This is a genomic window from Mycolicibacterium nivoides (assembly GCF_003855255.1).
Taxonomy (GTDB): Bacteria; Actinomycetota; Actinomycetes; order Mycobacteriales; family Mycobacteriaceae; genus Mycobacterium; species Mycobacterium nivoides.
The window spans coordinates 3145615-3160234 of sequence record NZ_CP034072.1 but is presented as its reverse complement, the minus strand read 5'-3'; the positions used below and the strand labels follow the sequence as shown (position 1 = coordinate 3160234).

General features: G+C 67.6%; 11 protein-coding genes. 4 read left to right on the top strand and 7 right to left on the bottom strand.

Features of this window, described 5'->3' with window-relative positions:
- Nucleotides 1-6 precede the first annotated feature (6 nt).
- The 3 genes from EH231_RS15090 to EH231_RS15080 are packed head-to-tail and all read right to left on the bottom strand — an operon-like array spanning nucleotide 7 to nucleotide 3131.
- Complete coding sequence (locus tag EH231_RS15090; protein ID WP_124712679.1) at nucleotides 7-1146, bottom strand: inorganic phosphate transporter; 1140 nt, start codon at nucleotides 1144-1146, stop codon at nucleotides 7-9.
- Between the two features lie 39 nt (nucleotides 1147-1185).
- A complete protein-coding gene (locus EH231_RS15085) occupies nucleotides 1186-2379 on the bottom strand; it encodes a Cmx/CmrA family chloramphenicol efflux MFS transporter (RefSeq protein WP_124712678.1) in 1194 nt (397 codons plus the stop codon).
- Nucleotides 2379-3131, bottom strand: coding sequence for an SDR family oxidoreductase (locus EH231_RS15080; protein ID WP_124712677.1), 753 nt, complete (start codon nucleotides 3129-3131; stop codon nucleotides 2379-2381). The genes EH231_RS15085 and EH231_RS15080 overlap by 1 nt, the downstream gene beginning before the upstream one ends.
- 76 nt (nucleotides 3132-3207) lie before the next feature.
- Here EH231_RS15080 and EH231_RS15075 point away from each other — a divergent pair, with 76 nt between their 5' ends.
- A complete protein-coding gene (locus EH231_RS15075; protein ID WP_124712676.1) occupies nucleotides 3208-3795 on the top strand; it encodes a TetR/AcrR family transcriptional regulator in 588 nt (195 codons plus the stop codon).
- On the opposite strand, the gene EH231_RS15070 is transcribed toward EH231_RS15075, so the two are convergent.
- Nucleotides 3792-4244 carry a hypothetical protein gene (locus EH231_RS15070; RefSeq protein WP_124712675.1) on the bottom strand — a complete coding sequence of 151 codons (453 nt, stop codon included), beginning with the start codon at nucleotides 4242-4244 and terminating at the stop codon, nucleotides 3792-3794. The genes EH231_RS15075 and EH231_RS15070 overlap by 4 nt on opposite strands.
- A gap of 145 nt (nucleotides 4245-4389) precedes the next feature.
- Here EH231_RS15070 and EH231_RS15065 point away from each other — a divergent pair, with 145 nt between their 5' ends.
- Nucleotides 4390-5550 carry a DUF7159 family protein gene (locus tag EH231_RS15065; protein ID WP_124712674.1) on the top strand — a complete coding sequence of 387 codons (1161 nt, stop codon included), beginning with the start codon at nucleotides 4390-4392 and terminating at the stop codon, nucleotides 5548-5550.
- Here EH231_RS15065 and EH231_RS15060 read toward each other — a convergent pair.
- On the bottom strand, nucleotides 5534-7483 hold the full coding sequence (locus tag EH231_RS15060) for an SNF2-related protein (RefSeq protein WP_124712673.1): 1950 nt from the start codon (nucleotides 7481-7483) through the stop codon (nucleotides 5534-5536). The genes EH231_RS15065 and EH231_RS15060 overlap by 17 nt on opposite strands.
- Before the next feature lie 318 nt (nucleotides 7484-7801).
- Nucleotides 7802-10177: a lysylphosphatidylglycerol synthase transmembrane domain-containing protein gene (locus EH231_RS15055; RefSeq protein WP_090424477.1), complete on the bottom strand. Its 2376-nt coding sequence runs from the start codon at nucleotides 10175-10177 to the stop codon at nucleotides 7802-7804.
- Between the two features lie 246 nt (nucleotides 10178-10423).
- On the opposite strand from EH231_RS15055, the gene stpK7 reads away from it, so the two are divergent.
- Nucleotides 10424-12223: a serine/threonine protein kinase StpK7 gene (stpK7, locus tag EH231_RS15050; RefSeq protein WP_124712672.1), complete on the top strand. Its 1800-nt coding sequence runs from the start codon at nucleotides 10424-10426 to the stop codon at nucleotides 12221-12223.
- A gap of 25 nt (nucleotides 12224-12248) precedes the next feature.
- Here the strand turns inward: stpK7 and EH231_RS15045 are convergent, their stop codons facing one another.
- On the bottom strand, nucleotides 12249-12929 hold the full coding sequence (locus EH231_RS15045) for a sensor domain-containing protein (RefSeq protein ID WP_124712671.1): 681 nt from the start codon (nucleotides 12927-12929) through the stop codon (nucleotides 12249-12251).
- A 563-nt stretch (nucleotides 12930-13492) separates the two neighbouring features.
- On the opposite strand from EH231_RS15045, the gene EH231_RS15040 reads away from it, so the two are divergent.
- Nucleotides 13493-14593, top strand: coding sequence for a glycosyltransferase (locus EH231_RS15040; protein WP_124712670.1), 1101 nt, complete (start codon nucleotides 13493-13495; stop codon nucleotides 14591-14593).
- Nucleotides 14594-14620: the final 27 nt, after the last annotated feature.

Sequence of the window (14620 nt, the reverse complement as noted above, 5' to 3'; positions counted from 1 at the left end):
CCGTCCCTACTTGCTCTCGACCGCGGTCAGGCTGCCCTGCCACGCATCGTTGACGTTCTTGTGGTCGATCGGCGGCTTGCGCGACTTGAGCCAGATGGGCACGGTCGAGGCGATCAGGGCCACGAACCCGACCAGCGGTCCGGCAAAGCCGCCGATCCCGTGCACCAGGGCATACGTGAGCGCGCCGACCAGGCCCGCGGCCGGCAGGGTGATCAGCCACGCGACGGCCATGTTGCGGGCGACGGCCCAGCGCACCTCGGTGCGACGGCCCAGTCCGCTGCCGAGGATGGACCCGGTCGCGACGTGCGTGGTGGACAGCGAGTAGCCGAAGTGGCTGGACAGCAGGATGGTGGCCGCCGAGGAGACTTCGGCGGCCATCCCCTGCGGAGCTTCGGTGTCGACCAGGCCTTTGCCCAGGGTGCGGATGACCCGCCATCCACCCGAGAGCGTCCCCAGTGCGATGGCGACGGCACAGGCGGTGATCACCCAGAACGGCGGCATGCTGGCGGATTCGTCGACGGCACCGTAGGAGATCAGCGCGAGGAAGATGATGCCCATCGTCTTCTGGGCATCGTTGGTGCCGTGTGCCAGTGAGATCAGGGACGCCGAGCCGATCTGTCCGTACCGGAACGCGGCGATGGTGCGGTCCTTGGGAAGCCCGCGGATCAGCCGGTAGACCAGCCAGCTGGCGATGCAGGCCACCAGACCGGCGATCAGTGGCGACAACACCGCGGGCACGATGACGGTGGAGACCACCCCGTGCCAGATCACGCCGTGGCCGCCGACGGCGGCGATCATCGCGCCGACGATCCCGCCGATGAGTGCGTGCGACGAGCTGGACGGGATGCCCATCAGCCAGGTGAACAAATTCCACAGGATGGCGCCGACGAGCCCGGCGAACACCAGCTCCAGGGACACCAGATCGGCGTCCACCAGACCCTTGGCGATTGTTGCCGCCACGGCGGTGGACAGAAAGGCGCCGACCAGGTTCAGCAGTGCTGAAAGGGCTACCGCGGTTCGTGGTTTGAGGGCGCCACTGGCGATCGAGGTCGCCATGGCATTGCCGGTGTCGTGAAACCCGTTGGTGAAGTCGAACATCAGGGCCGTGAAGACGACGATGCACAGCAGGAGAAACTGTAACGACACGGTAAACAATTCTTGAACACAATCGATACGGAAACCTAATTAACTGGCTGAGGTCTCCGTCACTTTTGTAGCCCCTGACCAGGGTTGCCGGTGCGGCATCGGGACATACACCTCGACGGCGAGCAGCAGGAGCGCCGCGGCGGCCAGGACGGCGCCGATCCACGCCACCGCGGGGTAGCCGAAACCGGCGGTGAGTGCGAGGCCGCCCAGCCATGGCCCGAGGCTGATGCCGACGTTGAACGCGGACACGTTGCCGGCCATGGACAGCGTCGGTGAGGCCGGCGCGATACCGACAACCCGGGAGTTCAGCGCCGGGTTGGTGCCGAACCCGGCTAGGCCGAGCAGGAACACCCCGATCACGACCGGCACGACGTGCGCGGCGGTCAATGCGATGAAGCAGGAGACGGCCAGTAGTCCGGTGAATCCGGCGGCCAGCACTCCCAAGGGAAAGCGGTCGGCGATGTGGCCGCCCAACGCGATCCCGATGATCGACCCAGCGCCGTACGCCAGCAGGACGAGCGGCACCCATCGTGGATCAAGCCCGGTGGTGTCGATCAACATCGCCGCGAGATACGAGAAGGTGCCCAAGAGCGCGGTGGTGGAGACAGCGGTCATGGCGTAGGACAGCCACAGTCGCGGTACTGCGAGGCCGCGGATCTCGGTGGCCAGTCGTGGGGGAGTTCGCGGCTTCAGCTCGGGCACGCCGGTCAGGATTGCGACCGCTGCGACGGTGCTCATCGCGGCGATCACCCAGAATGTCCCGCGCCAGCCGAGGTGCTGGCCGATCCAGGTGCCCGCGGGCAGGCCGATCACGGTCGCGACGGTCAGGCCTCCGGCGACGATGCTCATCGCGCGCCCGCGCCGTTCGGGTGTCACCAGGGCCATGGCGGTGGCGCTGCCGACCGCCCAGAATCCGGCGTAGACGAACGCTGCGACGAACCGGGTGGTGAACAGGACGGCGTAGTCATCGGTCAGCGCCCCGACGATATGCGCGACGACGAACACGGCGAGAAAGGCCAGCATCGTCCGGCGCCGAGGCAGCCGGAGCGTCGCCACGGCCAACACGGGCGCGCCGACCAGCATGCCCAGGGCGAATCCCGTGATCAACAGGCCCGCCTGCGGAATACTGACCGACAGATCGGCGGCCAGCCCGGGCAGGAGCCCGGCGAGAACGAGTTCGCTTGTGCCCTGGGCGAATATCGCAAGGCCGATGATCCAGATGGCGGTCGGCATCAGAGCAGCGACCCGCCGGTGGCGTCGATCCACTGTCCGGTGACCCACCGGGAATCGTCTGACGCCAGGAAGGCCACGATGTCGGCGACGTCTACCGGGTCGGCCACCCTGTTGAACGGCGATTGGGCGGCCACTGCGGCCCGGCCCTCGGGTGTTGCCAGCCGCGCGGCATTCATATCCGTGTCGACACTGCCCGGCCCCACCGCGTTGACCGTGATCCGCCGGGCGGCGAGTTCTTTGGCCAGGGTGGCGGTGAACGCATCGACCGCGGCCTTGGACATCGCGTAGGCGAGCAGGTCGGGGATGCGCATGCCGTGGGTGAACCGGGTGGAGATGTTGACGATGCGTCCGCCGTCGCGCAGTCGGGTCAGGCCCTGCTGCACCACGAAAACCGGTGCGGTGGTGTTGACCGCGAACACCGTGTCGAGCTCCGCCCGGGTGAGATCGGTGAACGGTGTTCGGGTGCCGAGGATTCCGGCGTTGTTGACCAGGATGTCGACGCCGTCGGCGTGCTGGTCGAAGGCCGTCCACAGTTCGTCGGCGTCACCGGGGACGCCGAGTTGCGCCCCGAATGCGAACGCCGACCCGCCGGCATCGCGGATCTGCTGCACCGTCTGCGCAGCCGCGTCGGTTCCCGTTCCGTAATGCACGCCGACCCGGGCCCCATCCGCTGCGAGGCGCTGTGCGATCGCGCGGCCGATACCGCGGCTGCCCCCGGTGACCAGCGCCGTCTTGCCTGTCAGTGCGCCCATGTGTCGTCCTTTCTTTAGCGTACGTTACAAAATGCGACGCTAGCATATTTTGAAACGATCGCTATAAAATGGCTGCATGGCGACGACGCGGGGACGCCCTCGGTCCTTCGATCGAGACGAGGTGCTGGACAAGGTGATCCGGATGTTCTGGCAGAACGGGTACGAGGCCACGTCCATGCGCGATCTCACCGAAGAGGTCGGCATCGCCGCACCCAGCCTCTACAACACCTTCGGCGACAAACAGCACCTGTTCGCCGAGGCCGTCGAGGTGTACGACCGCGAGTACGGCGGATTCATCGATGCCGCATTGGCGGAGGAGACGACCGCGCGTCGCGCCGCGGCCAGGGTCTTCGCCGAGGCGCCCGCACGGTACACCCGCCGCGGGCTTCCCTCGGGCTGCCTGATCGTCAGCGGCGATGCGGGGACCACCGACCCGGTCGTGCAGAAATCCATGCGCATCGTCCGCGAACACAAGATCGCCCAGTTCGCCGACAAGATCCGCGCCGATATCGCGGCCGGGGCCCTGCCGTCCTCGACCGATCCGGACGCCTTGGCCCGCTATGTGATGGCCCTGCTCAGCGGTATCGCCCAGCAGGCCCGGGACGGGGCCTCACGGGTCAAGCTCGATCGGCTCGCCGCGGTCGCCGCCGGTCTGTGGCCCTAGCGGTTCGGGATGGCGACGCCCAGCAGCCTCAGCGCGTCCTTGATGTGCAGATGAGCCTCGTCGATGGTGGCGCCCAACTTCATCAGCCGGCCGGAACTGTTTGCCGGCGTCAACCCCACGCATTGGTCGGCCATGCTGCGGTAGCCGTCGAAACCTGCCCGCAGGGCCGTGTTGACCTCGATGTCGGGCCCGGGCAGGACCTTGTTCTGCACCGAGTCGATGTAATGGCGCATGTCGTTGCACGCGCTGTGCAGTGCGCCGTAGTCGGTCTTGTGGTCGGCGGTCACCATCGCATTGCCGATCGGACCCATCTTCGAGCCGAGGCCGGCCACCGCCTCCATGACGGCCTGCCGCCATTCGTTGGTCACCGCAGCCATCGTCGGCATGCCCGCGACCGCACATCCGGCGAGCACGGATGTGGTGGCCAGGACGGCGGCGATGTACCTCATATGCAGCGAGCTTATGGTGTGCCGCAGTAGGAGTGCGGGCCCATGCCGGATGGGGGAGTTTGCGCGTAGATCGCCGCACCCACCTGTAAGCGGCGTCACACCGGTAACCTGAACAACGACTGACTAGGCAGATCGGGGGATCGGTATGGATCTCGTGCTCGGCCTCGCGATGACTTCGAGAGCCGTTCGGTGGGTGCTCGTCGAAGGCACGACGGGCGAGGGGCGCCCGGTCGATCGTGGCGCGATCTCCCTCGAGGACGTCATCGGCTACGACCCCGACGGACTGCTGCGTGGCCTGGTGGACGACACCGAGCTCGAAGGCGGACACCGCATCCATGCGATCGGCGTGACGTGGACCAATGACGCCGCCCCGCTGGCCGGGCACATCATGGAGGCCCTGGACACCCGCGGCTACGGAAACGTCTTCGCAGTCTCGGAGATCGAGGCGGCCGGCATGCTGGCCAGTGGCATCGCCGAGATCACCGAACACGACGACATCGCGGTCTGCATCGTCGAACCCGACGCCGCGGTGGTGGCGATCGTGACGCCCGACGACGTCAGCGCCGACCGGATCGAGCGGTCCGAGACGTTCGCGACCGATATCGCCGGGCTGCTGGCGCTCACCGGCAGGCCGGTCAGCGCGATGTTCATCCTGGGCTCCGATGCCCACGATCCGACGGTGGCCGAGCTGGCCGACTCCATCCCGGCTGCGGTGATCACCGCAGCAGAATCCGATCTCGCGTTCGCCCGAGGTGCGGGGCTGGCGGCGGCGCTCGCGGTGAATACCGTTGCCACTCCGGTCAAGGCGGTGCACTGGACCAAGGTCGGCGCATTGTCGTCGGTCGTCGGCGGGGCTTTGGTGACGCTCGTCGTCGCGACCTCGGCCGCCATCGGCCTGCATCTTCATCCGGGCGCGGTATCGGAGACCGCGCACGCCGCGAGCATTCAGGAATCGGCGCCCGAAGCCGGGCCTGCACCGAAGCCGGTGCAGAAGCCCGCCGACAAACCCGCCATCAAGCCGGCGCCTGCCGCACCGCCGCAGACTCCCGCGGCTCCGCCGCCGGCCCAGGCGGTCGAGGCCGTCAACCCGCCGGCGCACCAGCCGCCCGCCCAGGTCCCGCAGGCCCCTGCCGCCCCGGCCCCTGCGCCCGCATACGTTCCGCCCGCACCGGCCCCGGTCTACACGCCACCGCCGGCGCCGGTCTATACGCCGCCGCCGTATGTCCCCCCGCCGGTGACCTATCCGCAGCCGCGGCTGCGGGACCGGATCATCGAGCGCATCCCGATCATCAACCGTTTCCACTGAACTTCGCGGTCAGCCCGGCCCGGGCCAGACGTACCTGCTCGGCCCGCACCACCTCGTCCTGATGCGGTGGTGCCTGGTCGGGATGATGCGCCAGGCGGCGGATCGGCTCGTCGACGGTGCCCCTGGCCAGTAGTCGATGCACCCGCACGGTGTGCAGTTCGCTGAGTCGCTGGGTGCGCCCGATGACCTGCCGCTCGGTACGCGGCTGCCACTGGGGTTCGGCGATGATGAACACCACCGGCGCGTTGAGCCGGCGCAGGTCCAGGGCACCGGCACCGATATGAGCCAACAGGGTGGCCGGGCCGCGGTCGGTCGCGAACGCGTCGAGGACAGCCTGCTGATCGGGTACCGATGCGTCCACGGTTCCGAAGATATTGCCCGGCAAGGCTTTCCGGATCACGTCGAGAACCGCGGGATAGTGGGAGAACACCGCCACCCGGGCCCCGTTGATGTGGGCCTCGTTGGTGAGTTCGATGAGCCGGTCCAGCTTGGCGCCCGGCGTCGGTACGCCGGACGGCCAGGCGCCCTGCCGGATCGCGCTGAAGTTGCCGCTGGAGACGGCTTGGCGATACCGCTCGCGGTCGGTGCGGTTGAGCCGCACCCATTCCTCGGTGGCGATCCGCGCCGGCAGTTCGTCGACCACGTCGCGGTAGTCGCGGCGCAGGTGCACGCGGTCGACCGCGCGGCGGAAGGCGATCGATCCTCGTTCGCCGGCGTTGGGCGCCACCTTGCCCGCGACGTCGGGTTGCAGGAAGTCGGCCAGATGACGAAAGCCGCCGATCCGCTGGTGCATCGGTACCCCGGACAGGAACAGCACGCGGTTGTCTGAGGTCAGCACGTTGCGCACGGCGCGGGCACGGTCGGATTTCGGGTCGCGCAGCAGGTGCGCCTCGTCGACGACGACCAGCGTGGGACGTTCGGGCAGTTTGATGCGCTGCAGGGTGTCGTAGGAGACGATGGCCACGCCGCCGGAATTCTTCCAATTCTCAAGGCGCGCATCGCGTTCACTGCCGCGGATCTCGATCGCCCGCAGCGCGGTGTGCTTGGCTGTTTCTGCGGCCCAATGGATTCCGGTGTTGGGCTGGCAGACCACCAGGGTGTGCCGCAGCTGTTCGGCGGCGGCCAGGTGTGCGGCCACCGCCAGTGCCTGCAGGGTTTTGCCCAGCCCCAGGTCGTCGCACAGCAGGGTCCGCTCGCGGGCCACCGCATAGCGGGCGCCGAATTCCTGGTAGCCGCGCAATTCGGTGCGCAGCAATGAGCGGTTCAGCACCGTCTGCTCGACCTGTGCGGCCACCTCCGCCCCGACGAATCCCTGGGCGGCATCCACATCGGTTGTCCCGGAGGAGAATTCGCTCAGCAGCTGGTCGATGGGGCGGGGGTTGGAGCGGTAGATCGCCCACACGTCGCCGTCGCTGTGGTGGGCGTCGTCTATGCGGTCGAGCAGCCCGCCCACCGAATCGAGCAACTGATCCGATGCGGTGTGGCCGCGCAGTCGTGGCATCAGCCGGCGCAGCTGCTTGACCGGTACGTCGGCCTGAACCAGTGTCAGCAGCGAGGTCAGCAACTCGGTGTCCTGCTCGGCACGCAACCGGGGGCGACTGGTGGTGCGGACGTGGTCGGCCATGGCCTGGGCTGCCGCCTGCACCGACTGTGCGGTCTCGATGTCGACACCGGGCACCTGGGTCAACACCCGGGCCGGCACGGTGTGGATGGCTCCCACGGTGCGGTACTCGGAACTGGCCAGCCCGCCGAGGCGGGCGCCGCGCGCCAGATAGGGGCGCAGGTGCTGCAGCGGCGCCGATTGCAGCGTTTGCGTCACCACCTCGTCGGTGCCGGCGCGGACGCGGTCGGCAATCTCGGCGCGAAGTTTGCCGACACGGGCGAGGGAGGCATCGGCACGGCGGATCAGCTCGGCGGGGTCGGCGCTGTCCATGACACATCATCATGGCACCTCACCGCCGTTGCCGGGGGCACGGATTATCCGGAGTTCTTCGTCAGAATCTCGCGTCCACTCGGGTTCGCCACGCGGAATGCCCAGGTCACAGAGCTAGGCAGAGCCAGCCAGAGGTGGCCACACCACGAGTACTTCGGCTGCCGCGGGCCGATCCAGTTCATCGCGGTCCGGTCCCGTCCTATGTCACCTACCGGCCGCTGCGGTGAATGTGTAGGTTCCTGGGCCAGATCCACGGAGTTTCCTCGACTAGCTACACACTCGCCACAGGGCCGCGACCCGACATGATCGGCACAGAAATCAGATCATGTCGTTCTTGGTGAGCCAGCGCATCACCGGCCAGCCGATGAACACCGGCAACCAGCAGGTCAGCACCCGGTACAGCAGTACCGCGGGCACTGCGATCCCGGCGGGCACGCCGAACGCCGCCAGACCACCGATCAGGGCCGCCTCGACCGCGCCCACACCGCCGGGCGTGGGCGCCGCCGAGGCCAGGGTGCCGCCGACCATGGTCACGACCGTGACGGTGATGAATGAGGTGGTGCCGCCGAACGCCTCGACGCTGGCCCACAGCGCCAGGGCCGCACCGAGGGTCGTGCCCGCGGCGCCCAGCACGATCAGTGCCAGCCGTTGCGGTTCGCGGGCCAGTTTGACCAGGTCGTCGGTGACCTCTTTGAGCTTCGGGCGCAACGAGGACGACAGCCAGCGCCGTAGTTTGGGCACGGCCAGGAACGCCCCGATGAGCCCGAGCGCCAGGCCGGCGATCAGGTAAAGGACGGTCGAGCTCGGGACGAAGTGCGACAGGTCGGCCGAGGCCCCGGCCATGGTGCTGAAGAAGATCAGCAGGATCACGTGCACGATCACCTGCACCGACTGTTGCAGTGCCACAGCGGCGGTGGCGCGTGCGGTGCTCAGCCCGCCCTTCTGCAGGAACCGGGTGCTCAGGGCCAGGCCGCCGACGCCCGCGGGCGTGGTGGTGGCGGCAAAGGTGTTGGCCACCTGCATGATCGAGAGGTTGCGGAAACTCACCAGCCCGTCGGCACATGCCCACAGCGCGGCCGCCGCACCCACATAGGTCAGCGCCGAGACGGTGAGCCCGAGCAGGGCCCACGACCAGTCGACGGTGCGCAGTTCGGAGAAGAACGTCGGCACCGTGCTGATGAACGGGTAGGCCACATAGACCAGCGCCACCAGCAGCACCAGCTGGATCACCTGGGTGCGGGTGAACCGGGTGATGGTCTCGGCCTGGATCTGGTCGGCCCCGGTCTGGCGCTTGACCTCGTCACGAGCGGAGGTCATCACTTCTTTGGCGTCGGGGACGGCGTCGCGCACCCGGGAGGGCACCGCGGACTTGGTGAGCCGGCGCGACGCGGTGAGCACGGTGTCGCGGCCGAACGCATCGATCGCCGCGGTGACAGCCGCCTTCGGGTCGTACAAGGCTGTGGTGGTGACGAGCAGTTGGGCGATGTCGGACTGCAATTGGGCGTCGGTGGCGCCGTACTCGGCGTTGCCGAATCCACCGAACAACACGGAGCCGTCGTCGACGGTGATCTCCTTGCTGCGCAGGTCGCCGTGGGAGATCTGATGGTCGTGCAGCATGCGCAGCGCGTTCCAGACGCGGCCGACGGTGGTCTCCTCGGTGCTCTGGTCCAGGGGGACGCCACGTTTGCGGTTGTGCGCGTACAGCGTCCAGCCGCGGTCCAGGGCCGCCACCGACATGGTCGACGTGCTGGCCAGACCGAGGTCGCCGATCGCGATGGCCATCAAGGCGCGGTGCTCGACGGCGCGGCGCATCGAGGTCTGCAGGGGCGCGGTCTCATTGGAGCGCAGCCGCATTTTGCGCCACACCTGACGCACGGCGCCGCCGCTCTGTTGGTTGGGGCCGAATAGCTCGACGACGGCGCTGGAGTCGGGGTCCGGCGACTGCGCGATCAGCGTGAGCGGGCCGGCGCCGGCCGGGCGCACCACGGTGAACGCCGAGACGACGAACCCTCGCCGGGCCAGCGCGCGGACCGCGCCGTCGAGCGGGACTTCCAGGGCGGGAGTGCCGACGAGCCATACCACCAGGGCGCCGACGAACCAGCCGGCGGTCAGGCCCAGCAGGGAGCGGGCCGGCACGACGGCGCTGACGACCAGATGGATCGGGACGAACGCCAGCAGCAGCGTCCACCACCAGCGGCGCAGCCGGCGTGACAGCCAGGGCCCGGAGACGGTGAGCACCGCGGCGAGCATGCCGATCCAGCGCGGGTCGTCGAGGAACTGCGACAACTGGGAGCTGAGCCGGTCGGAGAGATCGAAATGCCATCTGGGCGCGGCGATGCCGTTGGCGGTGATCGACAGCGACAGCATGGTGATCAGGGCCGCGGCAGCGTAGGCGCCGAGCAGTTTCCACTGCCGTCCCAGAATCAGGCTGACCAGGATCACGAACGGCAGCGCCAGGATCGCGATGCCGTAGGCCAGGTAGACCAGATTGGACTGGGTCGGGGTGAGCACGCCGACGATCTCGGAGATCGATTTCTCCAGGGCCACCCACTCGTAGCGGGTGATCAGCGAGCTGGTGATGACGGTGGCCAGGAAGATCGCGGCCAGAATCAGCCGCAGGATGTCGTTGGTGCGCCGGGTCGGCGGTTGCAGGAGACTGCCGGTGACGGTGATGTCCCGTCCGTCAACGCGCATGTTCCCCCTTTCCCACCCCGTTACCGAGACTCACTATCAAAGCCCGCGACCAAGGTAGCGGGATCGGATGCCGATATCGGCATTTGGTGGGGATCTGGACCGTTACGAATTCACATCGGTCACATTTGTCACCGCGGGCGACAATTTTTGCCAGCCCGATGTGATCTGGACCAACGCATGCGGCAAACGTGATGTAACTTCGATCGAATGCCAACGCCGAATTGGCCGCTCCGGAGGAGTTGAACGGTGGATTCGACCCCATTCGGGCACTATCAGCTGCAAAAGCTGATCGGTCGGGGCGGGATGGGCGAGGTTTACCAGGCCTACGATTCCGACACCGATCGCATCGTCGCGCTCAAGGTCCTGCCGCCGCACCTGGCGCAGGACGCCACCTTCCAGGAACGGTTCCGCCGGGAGTCGCACGCCGCGGCGGGGGTGAGCAATCCGCATGTGGTGCCGATCCACGGCTACGGCGAGATCGACGGCCGGCTCTATCTGGACATGCGGCTGATCGAGGGACGCAACCTCGGCGCCATGCTCACCAAGACCGGTAAGCCGTTGGACCCGACCTTCGTGGTCGGCATGGTCGAGCAGGTGGCCGAGGCGCTCGACGGGGCGCATGCGGCCGGGCTGATCCACCGCGACGTCAAGCCGTCGAACATCCTGATCGCCGACAACGACTTCGTGTACCTGATCGATTTCGGCCTGGCCCGCACCGCGGGCGACTCGGGCATGACCACCGCAGGCAGCACCCTGGGCACGTTGGCCTACATGGCGCCGGAGCGGTTCGACGCGGGCAAGGTCGATCCGCGTTCGGACATCTACGCATTGGCGTGCGTGCTCTACGAATGCCTGACGGGGGAGCGGCCGTATCCGTCGGACAGCCTCGAGCAACAGATCGCCGGGCACATGGTGTCCCCGCCGCCGCGGGCGTCCGACAAGGATCCGCGCCTGGCGGCCTTCGACGAGGTGATCGCCAAGGGCATGGCCAAGAAGCCGTCCAAGCGGTATCAGAGTGCCGGTGCCCTGGCCGCGGCGGCGCGGGCCGCATTGGCAGTACCGGTGCGCAGCACCGGGCGGTCGGGCCGGCATTCGGCGCAACGCGTTCCGACCCGGGTCCGGGTGTCCAAGAAGGTGGCCGCGATCGCGGGCGCGACGGTGGTGGTGGCGGCACTGGGCGCGGTGGGGGTGTGGCAGCTGCGCGACGACGGTTCGGGTCGCGTTGCCAATGTTGCCGGTTCAGCGGGGTCCGGCCCGGTGCAGGCGCCGACGGGTGCCGTCGATGCGATCGCGCGGACGGTGCCGCCGGAGATCCGGGACTCCGGGCGCTTGGTGATCGGGGTCAATGTGCCGTACGCGCCCAACGAGTTCAAGAATTCCAGCGGTGAGATCGTCGGCTTCGACATCGATCTGATGAAGGCCGTGACCCGCACCATGGGGTTGGTGCCCGACTTCCGCGAGACCGGGTTCGAGGGGATCCTGCCGTCGGTGCAGGACGGCAACTTCAACGTCGGGATGTCCTCGATCACCGACACCGCCGAGCGCGAGCAGCAGGCCGACTTCGTCACCTACTTCCAGGCGGGCACGCTGTGGGCCCGGCGGGCCGGTACGTCGGCTGACCCGGGATCGCCGTGCGGGCTGCGAATCGGCGTGGCGTACAGCACGATTCAGGAGACCCAGGAGATCCCGGCCAAATCCGACGCCTGCGTGGCGGCCGGGCTGCCGCCCATCGAGAAAGTGGTCCGCACCCATCAGGACGAGGTGACAGCCGCGCTGATCGCCGGTGAGGTCGATGCCATGACCGCTGATTCACCCGTCACGGGGTTCGCGATCAAGCTCAGCGGCGGCGCGCTGGAACCGGCCGGTGACGTGTTCGACTCCGCGCCCTACGGTTGGCCGGTCGCCAAGGGGTCGGGTCTGGGTGAGTCGCTACGGTTGGCGCTGGAGCACGTGATGAACACCGGCGAGTACCGCACCATCGCCACCATGTGGGGTGTGGAGAAGGGCATGATCACCCAATCGGTGATCAATGGGGCTTTCCAGTAAGGGTTTTCGCGTCTCAGACCGCGTCTCAGACCGCGTTTCGGCCGGCGATCGCCTTGGCCAGCTGCACCACCTGGGCGTCGGTCAGGTCGGTTCCGGTGATCCGCACATCGACCACGATGTTGTTCACGGCCAGGATCGCGCGGCGGCTGCCCTGCTGGGGGCTGGCCGGTGACTGCTCGTTGGTGACGTCGATGTCGTCGACGACGCTCGGATTGCCGAGCGCGAAGATGCTGGGCCGGCGATTGCCGTCGTAGCTGATCGTCAGGTTCTCGCCGGCGCACTGGCGCCAGGTATCCACCGTGCGGGTGACGAGAATTTTTGCGGCCGTGGGGGTGTCGAACGCCGTGACGGCCTGGTCGACCTCGAGGTCGTTGGTCTCGTCGGCGAACAGCGACTCGCGGAACTGCCGGAATCCACTGTCGCGGTACACCTCGTCCATGGCATTGCCGATCACGGCCAGGCACACCGGACGCGAGGCGTGCTCGTCGGCGTCGAGCCTGGCGGGCTGGCGCAGCGCGGTCTTGGGATGCAGGTCCGTGGTGCCCAGGATGGTGTTGAGCTCTGATTCGCTGGCCAACATGCTGCCGAGGACGTCGACCTGTGGTCCGGCGTCATCCTCGGTTTGCTTGGTGCCGCACCCGCTGAGCGCGGAACCTGCCAATGCAATGGCCGCGATGGCCGGTACAACCGCCCGCTTCACGTCCATGTGACCCCCTTGATCCCTGTTTGCTGATCGTAATCGGTCACAGGGGTCGGGCGCAGCGCTGGCGTTTGCGCGGACATCTGCAATCACACGGGTCACGGCGGCACCAGGGAGTGCAGGTTTCCGCGCAGGGCGGACCCGCTGCAGTTGACAATGCCTGTGGTGCAGCGTTGACTGGTGTTCTGGCCCGGATCCCGCCACTAGGCACAATCGATCCAAGCGCTAGCGGAAAGCAATCAGTTTTCTTGCGGTATCGCGAAATTCGGTTCAGTTCATTCACGTCGGTCTTGACGTGCTCGGAGTAGCCCGAGATGTCGGCCGTGAGCCGAAGCGAGGGCAGTCATTACGCACATCACCGAGCCGAGGGTAATCGGCAACCACGCAGATATGGGACCGTCGGGGCCGAAAGGTGCTGACGATTCGCAACTTTCAAACCCGGCGTTGACCGCCGTGGAAGTGCTTCGCGCCCAGATCATGTCGGGTTCATCTTGAGTGCTCCATCCGTTCTGCATGTGCCGGCCGGCCCTACAGCGGTGCGCGTCGATCCCGACCGTCTGAGGATTGGGATGCTCAGTACGTATGCGCCGACTCCCTGCGGTCTGGCGACATTCAGTGCAGCGCTCGCGGGCGGTTTGTCCGCGACCGGTGCGGAAGTGGGTGTCGTCAGGGTCTCTGATGGTTCGACGTCTGGCGACGGTCGGGTGGTCGGAGAGCTGGTCAACGGATCCGCGGGATCGGTGGCGGCCAGTTCGGATCTGCTCAATCAGAACGACATTGCCGTCATTCAGCACGAGTACGGCATCTACGGGGGATCGGACGGTGACGAGGTTGTCGACATCATCGGTGACCTTGACATCCCGTCGATCGTCGTCGTGCACACCGTTCTCAAAGATCCGACGCCCCACCAGCGCTCAGTACTCGAGGTAGTGGCGGCGCTGGCGGACCGGGTCGTCGTGATGTCTGAGTCGGCCCACCGGCGGTTGTGTCTCGGCTACCACGTTGACCGGCACAAAGTCACCACGATCCCGCACGGTGCGATGGTCCCGGCACCCGTGCAGACCAAGCGCGGCGGCAGGCCCACCCTCTTGACCTGGGGGTTGCTCGGACCGGGAAAGGGTATCGAGCGGGTCATCGACTCAATGGGCGATCTGCATCGGCTCAACGGCCGACCACGGTACCTGGTGGCCGGCCGGACACACCCAAAGGTGCTCGCCGCTGATGGCGAGGAATATCGCGACTTCTGTATCGAGAAGGCACGGTCGAGTGGCCTGGCCGACTCGGTGCACTTCGACTCGGGCTACCTCGACGCGTCGTCGCTGAGTGCCCAGCTCCGGGCCGCGGCCGTGGTGGTGCTGCCCTACGACTCGACCGAGCAGGTCACCTCCGGGGTGTTGGTCGACGCGGTTGCCCATGGGCGGCCCGTTGTCGCCACCGCCTTTCCGCATGCCGTCGAGCTGCTCGGGAGTGGGGCAGGCATCGCGGTAGAGCATGGGAATCCGGAGGCGCTCACATCCGCCTTGCGCAGCGTGCTCACCCAGCCGCGCCTCGCGGGCGCGATGGCCGCCGAGGCGCGTCGGCTGGCGCCAACGATGTCGTGGTCCGTCGTCGCCAATGCGTACCAGTCGGCGGCACGGCAGATCCTGGCCGATCGATCGAAACGCCGGTGACCGAACTGCCGCGTCCCCGGTTCGACC

Excerpts from the sequence above, each read along its gene's own strand:
- EH231_RS15080 (WP_124712677.1), bottom strand. The coding sequence starts at position 3,131 with ATGGGCGCACTGACAGGCAAGACGGCGCTGGTCACCGGGGGCAGCCGC.
- EH231_RS15075 (WP_124712676.1), top strand. The coding sequence starts at position 3,208 with ATGGCGACGACGCGGGGACGCCCTCGGTCCTTCGATCGAGACGAGGTG.
- EH231_RS15065 (WP_124712674.1), top strand. The coding sequence starts at position 4,390 with ATGGATCTCGTGCTCGGCCTCGCGATGACTTCGAGAGCCGTTCGGTGG.
- EH231_RS15055 (WP_090424477.1), bottom strand. The coding sequence starts at position 10,177 with ATGCGCGTTGACGGACGGGACATCACCGTCACCGGCAGTCTCCTGCAA.
- EH231_RS15085 (WP_124712678.1), bottom strand. The coding sequence starts at position 2,379 with ATGCCGACCGCCATCTGGATCATCGGCCTTGCGATATTCGCCCAGGGC.
- EH231_RS15040 (WP_124712670.1), top strand. The coding sequence starts at position 13,493 with ATGCTCAGTACGTATGCGCCGACTCCCTGCGGTCTGGCGACATTCAGT.
- EH231_RS15060 (WP_124712673.1), bottom strand. The coding sequence starts at position 7,483 with ATGGACAGCGCCGACCCCGCCGAGCTGATCCGCCGTGCCGATGCCTCC.
- EH231_RS15045 (WP_124712671.1), bottom strand. The coding sequence starts at position 12,929 with ATGGACGTGAAGCGGGCGGTTGTACCGGCCATCGCGGCCATTGCATTG.
- EH231_RS15070 (WP_124712675.1), bottom strand. The coding sequence starts at position 4,244 with ATGAGGTACATCGCCGCCGTCCTGGCCACCACATCCGTGCTCGCCGGA.